General features: G+C 42.4%; 9 protein-coding genes. All 9 read right to left on the bottom strand.

Annotated elements, in window-relative coordinates; translation table 11 throughout:
- The coding region (rplK, locus tag QMQ21_RS18950; RefSeq protein WP_261814975.1) for a 50S ribosomal protein L11 at positions 1-279 on the bottom strand (279 nt) is incomplete at its 3' end.
- 122 nt (positions 280-401) lie between these two features.
- Positions 402-1,118: an LD-carboxypeptidase LdcB/DacB gene (gene ldcB, locus QMQ21_RS18945; protein WP_023936566.1), complete on the bottom strand. Its 717-nt coding sequence runs from the start codon at positions 1,116-1,118 to the stop codon at positions 402-404.
- Between the two features lie 105 nt (positions 1,119-1,223).
- A complete protein-coding gene (locus QMQ21_RS18940; protein ID WP_023933433.1) occupies positions 1,224-1,697 on the bottom strand; it encodes an HIT family protein in 474 nt (157 codons plus the stop codon).
- A gap of 1 nt (position 1,698) precedes the next feature.
- On the bottom strand, positions 1,699-2,736 hold the full coding sequence (locus QMQ21_RS18935; protein ID WP_023936569.1) for a M42 family metallopeptidase: 1,038 nt from the start codon (positions 2,734-2,736) through the stop codon (positions 1,699-1,701).
- Between the two features lie 203 nt (positions 2,737-2,939).
- On the bottom strand, positions 2,940-4,265 hold the full coding sequence (brnQ, locus tag QMQ21_RS18930) for a branched-chain amino acid transport system II carrier protein (protein WP_031233635.1): 1,326 nt from the start codon (positions 4,263-4,265) through the stop codon (positions 2,940-2,942).
- Positions 4,266-4,436: 171 nt separating this feature from the next.
- Complete coding sequence (locus QMQ21_RS18925; protein WP_023936571.1) at positions 4,437-4,724, bottom strand: rhodanese-like domain-containing protein; 288 nt, start codon at positions 4,722-4,724, stop codon at positions 4,437-4,439.
- 10 nt (positions 4,725-4,734) lie between these two features.
- Entirely contained in the window at positions 4,735-5,004 is a 270-nt protein-coding gene (locus tag QMQ21_RS18920; RefSeq protein WP_261814974.1) for a hypothetical protein, read from the bottom strand.
- A gap of 49 nt (positions 5,005-5,053) precedes the next feature.
- Complete coding sequence (locus QMQ21_RS18915) at positions 5,054-5,686, bottom strand: HAD family hydrolase (RefSeq protein ID WP_000200892.1); 633 nt, start codon at positions 5,684-5,686, stop codon at positions 5,054-5,056.
- A gap of 21 nt (positions 5,687-5,707) precedes the next feature.
- On the bottom strand, positions 5,708-6,434 hold a 727-nt coding region (gene sdaAA, locus QMQ21_RS18910; protein ID WP_261814973.1), incomplete at its 5' end, for an L-serine ammonia-lyase, iron-sulfur-dependent, subunit alpha.

Below are 6,434 nucleotides of genomic sequence, written 5' to 3'. Positions count from 1 at the left end.
ATTAGGTGTACTTGATCCTTTTTCAACACCTGCAGCTTTTTTCAAAAGAACAGCAGCTGGTGGTGTTTTCGTAACGAAAGTAAATGATTTATCTTCGTAAACTGAGATAACAACTGGAATAATCATCCCAGCTTGGTCAGCTGTACGAGCGTTGAACTCTTTTGTGAATCCCATGATGTTGATACCAGCTTGACCAAGAGCAGGTCCAACCGGTGGAGCTGGTGTAGCTTTACCAGCAGGGATTTGCAATTTTACAAGTTTTTCGACTTTTTTAGCCATTTTTAAATCCTCCTTTGTGGTTTTGGCGGTAATTAGAGATTTTTACCTCCCACAAGTATGCTTTTCACATACCCATCTATTATACACTATTTATCTGGAATTGCAAGAGAAAAGTTTATTTTTTAATCGACGTAATCTCCGCCTTCAAAGCCGTAATACTCTTCCAAACTGAGACCACTTGCAGCAATTTCTTTTGCTTCTTTTCCGACATAACGCAGGTGCCATTCTTCAGCCATATAGCCTGTTTCCTTTTCCTTACCTTTGAGATAACGGACAACAAAGCCATAATCAGCTGCATGATCCAAAAGCCATTGGGCTGCTTTTTCTTCTGTTACCAAATCACCATCAGTCCCAATCACATCAAAGGCCAAGCCTGTCTGGTGTTCGCTATAGCCAGGACGGGCAGAGTAACGGTCAGCTGCTGCCTTCCCATCTTGGTTGACATAATCTTGATAGAGCTTGGTCTGAGTTTCATAACTTCTAAAACCACTATAATGGTCGCTAATCGGGAAACCTGCCTCTTGCATAGCCTTGATGAGTTTGACCAACTCTGCCTTGGCTGTTGGATTTTCCCCTGGATTGTAGTCTTTCGACAATGGATAGTGTTTATTTGCTACGATGATTTCATCGTATTTCCCTTGGATGCTGTAGTAGTCTCCTTTATTGACCACTTCTGCTTTTTTCTGGGCAGTTCCTTGAGAATTACTACCGACTGTTCCATCAGCTTTAGCTGTTTGCTCTGTTTTAGCTGCTCCATCTTCATTTTTTGTTTTTTCTTGTGAACAAGCTGCCAATGTCAAGGCTAGCAAGGCTGTCAAGACAAGGTATCTTTTTTTCATTGTTACTCCTTTATTTCTAATAGTTTATCTAGTTCTGACGATAAACGTTTGACTAATACTCTTCGAAAATCAAATTCAAACCACGTCAACGTCGCCTTGCCGTACTCAAGTACAGCCTGCGGCTAGTTTCCTAGTTTGCTCTTTGATTTTCATTGAGTATAATCTTTTAATCTCTTCCGGTTTTGCTTGGCAGGTTTCTGCTGTCATTTCTTCAAAAGGAACCCACCAAACTGGACCACGCCCCTTGAGACCGTGACTATTCATGTCACCTCTTCGTCTAGGGAAAAGGTGCCAGTGGAGATGGGCATCGCCATTTCCTAGCAGTTCGATATTCATTTTCTCAGCAGTAAAGGCCTTGGCAACTGCCTCTTGGACTAGACTCATTTCTTCGAGAAAACGTAGTCTTGTTTCCTTTTTCAAATGGTGCAATTCGGTAACGTGTTCCTTGGCTAGAAAAAGACTATAGCCTGCAAAATACTGGTGATCTCCAATGACTACATATCCTGTTCCTAATTCTTTGACAAAATAGGGATTTTCTCCCTTCTTGATGAGCTCAATTCTCTGGCAAATCAGGCACATATTAGTCTACCAATGCGCTCTTCAGATAAGCATCAACCATACGCTCTGTTGCAACCACCGAGTCAATATGAGTACGCTCATAAGAATGGCTAGACTCGATACCAGCACCGAGAAGGGCGTGTTTAACCTCTGCCCCTGCAGACATAGCCGCTGAAGCGTCAGAACCATAAAATGGATAGATATCCAGCTTAAATGGAATATCTTGTTCTTTCGCCAAGGCAACCAAATGTTGACGGAAGTCATAGTGATAAGGTCCAGAAGCATCCTTGACACAGATGGACACTGTGTACTCATCTGTTTGCTGGTCATCTCCCATAGCTCCCATATCAACAGCCAGATATTCGACTACCTGAGCAGGAATATTAGAGTTAGCCCCATGTCCCACTTCTTCAAAGACTGAAAAGGCAAAATGAGTTGTTACAGGTAATTCAATCTTCTCTTCCTTATAAATGCGAAGCAGATTAAGCAAAATCGCTGCGCTGACCTTGTCGTCCAAATGACGAGACTTGATAAAACCTGTCTCTGTCACGACAGTTCGTGGGTCAAAACTGATAAAATCACCGACCTCAATCCCCAAGGCACGAGTTTCTTTTTCATTTGTTACTTTGGCGTCCAAACGCACTTCCATATTGTCTTGCGTGCGTTCTGCAGTTCCTGCATCCTTGTAGACATGGCAAGAAGTTTGGTGGATGAGAATGCTTCCCGATACCTTTTGACCTGTGCTAGCTACATGAACGGTACAGTTTTCTCCTTCAATCATATTCCAAGGAAAACCACCAATACGGTCCAATTTGAGACGGCCGTCTGGTTTGACAGCACGGACAATAGCACCCAGCGTATCTACATGGGCAGTCACATAGCGTTGTTCCTCATCATTTTGACCTTTAATAGTTACATTAACACCGCCCTTGGCTGTGCGAACCGGCTGGTAACCAAAACCTTCTAAAGTTTTGACTAAATAGTCCGAAATCTCACGAGTGAAGCCTGTTGGCGATGCAATAGCTGTTAGTTCTTTGATATATTCTACTGTTTGATTCATTTCTTCACCTCTTTTGCTACCTATTATAACACATTTATCATCGGATAAAAAAAGAAAATCACTCCTGTAGCCTTGACTACAAAAGTGATTTTATACTCAATGAAAATCAAAGAGCAAACTAGGAAACTAGCCGCAGGCTGTACTTGAGTACGACAAGGCGACGTTGACGCGGTTTGAATTTGATTTTCGAAGAGTATTAGTGATTATTCCATTTCAAAAACATCACTTTCTTGCTTGTTTGGTAGAACCAATGAGAGCAAGATTCCAACGATGGCTGGCACCAACCATGGGAGTGAGGCCTTGGCAAAAGGAAGAACGCTAACAAGATTTGCAAAAAATTCAACCTTAAAGGAGCTTCCTAGTACGCTTGCAATGCCAATAGCTGTAACAACAGCAATTGTCAACTGCATACCTGGTTTTGAAAGAGCCACGAATTTGTTGACAATGACAATCATAACGATGGCAATCGTGATTGGGTACAAAATAACCAGCACAGGGATTGAGTACTTGATAATCGCATCAAGACCCAAATTGGCAATGACAAATCCAATCAAGGTAAAGGCTGTCGCATAAACCTTGTAGCTGATTTGTGGGAAGCGTTCATTAAAGAACTCAGCTGTTGACACAATCAGTCCAACTGTTGTTGTGAAGCAGGTTACAGTAACCATAGCTGCAAGGAAGAGTTGAGCTGTTGAGCCAAAGATTTCTTGAGTAGCTTGTGACAAAATGTAAACACCTGGTGTTCCACCCTTCATCGCTTCAGCTGGTACTGGAAAATGATTTCCAAGGAAACCTAAACCGATGTAAAGAGCGCTGAAGGCAAGGGCAACAACGATACCAACCACCCAAATAGTTGAAATGTATTCTTTCTTACTTGAAAATCCAAGTTGTTTCAAGGTTTGAACTGCGATTACGCTAAAGGCAACTGAAGCAAGGGCATCCAAGGTATTATAACCTTCTAGGAAACCTGTACCAAAGGCAGAAGCTTGATAAGCAGCTGAAGCAGCTTGAGGACTTGTTCCACCGTATTTGAAAGCTCCTAGAACAACCAAGATAACGATCAAAATCGCAAAGACTGGCGTTAAAATACGGCCGATACGGTCTAAGATTTTTGATGGATTAAGCGAAATCAAATAGGCTGCCACAAAATACAGAATCGTAAAGACAATCAAACCAAGACCTTTATTTGCATCCGACAAAAGGGGGCTAATCCCTACTTCGTAAGCTGTTGTAGCAGTACGTGGGATAGCAAAGAATGGACCGATTGACAAATAAAGAACTGAGAGGTAAAGAGTCGCAAACCAAGGCGCTATCTTTGTTGAAATCTCGTAGATATATCCTTTAGGATTTAGCGTTCCAATAATAAGAGTCAAGACGGCGATACCGACACCTGAAAAGACAAAACCTGCGATGGCAGGAAGAAAATGTTCTCCAGATAGAGCACCTAGAGAAGGCGGAAAAATCAAGTTCCCCGCACCAAAAAATATTCCAAACAGGAGTAAACCTGTTAAGGCACCTTTTTTAGCCATGAAAATCTCCTTCATATTTATAAAATACTGACCTAGTATATCATGAATAGGAGTATGAAAAAAGCTTCACGAAGTAAATATTGAATGTTTTCAAGATTCTTAAAAATGAGAATTATCTAAAAATAACTTTCCCCTACCCAGTCCACACCAAGTAGGAGAAAATTATAATGTTTACAGTTCTTCAAAGGCAGTCATACCACCTTGTACATTGATAACCTCATAACCTTGTTCTGATAGGAATTGGCAAGCACGCGCCGATCTCATTCCAGATTTACAAATAACATAATGTAACTGATCCTTGTCCAATTGATCATAGGTATCAGGCAATTGACTAAGTGGCAGGTTGTAGGCGCCTTCTAAATGAAGAGCTTCAAATTCATCCACTTCTCTCACGTCCACTAAAGAAAGTTGGTCGTTTTGATAAAGCTGGTAAAATGCGTCAAAGGTTATTTCTTTCATTCTTTTTCTCCTAATACTCTTCAAACCACGTCAGCGTCGCCTTACCATAGGTATGGTTACTGACTTCGTCAGTTCTATCCACAACCTCAAAACAGTGTTTTGAGCTGACTTCGTCAGTTCTATCCACAACCTCAAAACAGTGTTTTGAGCTGACTTCGTCAGTTCTATCCACAACCTCAAAACAGTGTTTTGAGCTGACTTCGTCAGTTCTATCTGCAACCTCAAAACAGTGTTTTGAGCAGCCCGCAGCTAGTTTCCTAGTTTGCTCTTTGATTTTCATTGAGTATTACTTCATTTTCTTCTGAAATGGAATTGTTACCCAGTCTATGCTATTGAAAATACGCCAAAACTTCTAAGGGTTTGTGAGCGATATAATCAGGTTGATAGTTTAGTAGATCTGCTTGCTCTCCAAATCCCCAAGTGATGGCCAATTTCTGAATACCTGTTTCTCGAGCTCCCAGCATATCAAACTTGGTATCTCCGATGATGATGGCTTGTTCTGGTGCTAGTTGATGTGTCTGCAAGGCTTGGTGAATGACATCTGCCTTATGGGGTGCTTCAGGGCTAGAACCATAAATGCCATCAAAGAAATGATGGATTTCCAAGTTTTTGGCCATGTCTTGAGCAGTAGATGTATCCTTTGTCGTGGTGATGTAGAGTGGATAACTGCTCGATAACTCCTCAAGCAAGTCTATAATCTGAGGAAAGAGTTGAGCTTCATAGATGCCTTTTGCCTTATAGTAAGAACGATATATCTGCACGGCTTCAGAAATTTGGTCTTTGGACAGGCAGGTCGCAAAACTACTTTCGAGAGGTGGTCCCATAAAACCACGAATAGTTTTGGCATCAGGGCTAGGCACCCCCAGCTCTTTAAAGGTATAGGTAAAGGCATTGTGAATCCCGATAGAACTATCAACGAGGGTTCCATCCAAATCGAAAAAAATCGCTGTGATAGAGGTCATGGTTTCTCCTATTTGATAAGCTTATTCTCCGAAAATTTCTTTTTGGAGGCGACGACCAGTAGGGGTGGTAGCGAGTCCACCTTCAGCTGTTTCACGAAAGGCAGTTGGCATGCTTGCTCCTACTTGGTACATGGCATCGATCACTTCATCCACAGGGATTTTAGATTCGATACCTGCCAAGGCCATGTCTGCTGCGATGAAAGCAAAGCTAGCTCCCATGGCATTACGTTTGACACAGGGAACTTCGACCAAACCTGCAACAGGGTCACAGATGAGGCCTAGCATATTTTTAATGACAAAGGCAATAGCTTGACTGGCCTGATAAGGTGTTCCACCTGCAGCCAGAGTCAAGGCGGCAGCACTCATAGCAGAGGCTGAACCAACTTCAGCTTGACACCCACCCTCAGCACCTGAGATGGAGGCATTGTTTGCGATGACTAGTCCAAAGGCACCAGCAGCAAAGAGGAAATCCAATTGTTGCTCGTGGCTGAGGTCTAATTTTTCAATAGCAGCAGTGAGAACGGATGGCAGACAGCCAGCACTTCCAGCGGTTGGAGTGGCACAGACCAAGCCCATTTTGGCATTGTGTTCATTGACTGCGATGGCATTTCGGGCAGCCGAGAGAATCGTATAATCTGACAGAGTTTTTCCGTTTTCGATGTAGTGATCCAATTTGGCAGCATCTCCACCTGTCAGGCCACTACGAGATTTATTTTCATTGAGGCCAAGTTGGACAGAGGCTTTCATA

This window comes from Streptococcus bouchesdurhonensis (assembly GCF_948472335.1).
The sequence above is the reverse complement of the archived record's forward strand: the minus strand, read 5'-3'. Positions and strand labels throughout refer to the sequence as shown.

What these genes read in the sequence shown, in the direction of transcription:
- QMQ21_RS18915 (WP_000200892.1), bottom strand. Translation starts at nt 5,686, where the DNA reads ATGACCTCTATCACAGCGATTTTTTTCGATTTGGATGGAACCCTCGTT.
- ldcB (WP_023936566.1), bottom strand. Translation starts at nt 1,118, where the DNA reads ATGAAAAAAAGATACCTTGTCTTGACAGCCTTGCTAGCCTTGACATTG.
- QMQ21_RS18935 (WP_023936569.1), bottom strand. Translation starts at nt 2,736, where the DNA reads ATGAATCAAACAGTAGAATATATCAAAGAACTAACAGCTATTGCATCG.
- QMQ21_RS18940 (WP_023933433.1), bottom strand. Translation starts at nt 1,697, where the DNA reads ATGTGCCTGATTTGCCAGAGAATTGAGCTCATCAAGAAGGGAGAAAAT.
- brnQ (WP_031233635.1), bottom strand. Translation starts at nt 4,265, where the DNA reads ATGGCTAAAAAAGGTGCCTTAACAGGTTTACTCCTGTTTGGAATATTT.
- QMQ21_RS18925 (WP_023936571.1), bottom strand. Translation starts at nt 4,724, where the DNA reads ATGAAAGAAATAACCTTTGACGCATTTTACCAGCTTTATCAAAACGAC.
- QMQ21_RS18920 (WP_261814974.1), bottom strand. Translation starts at nt 5,004, where the DNA reads ATGAAAATCAAAGAGCAAACTAGGAAACTAGCTGCGGGCTGCTCAAAA.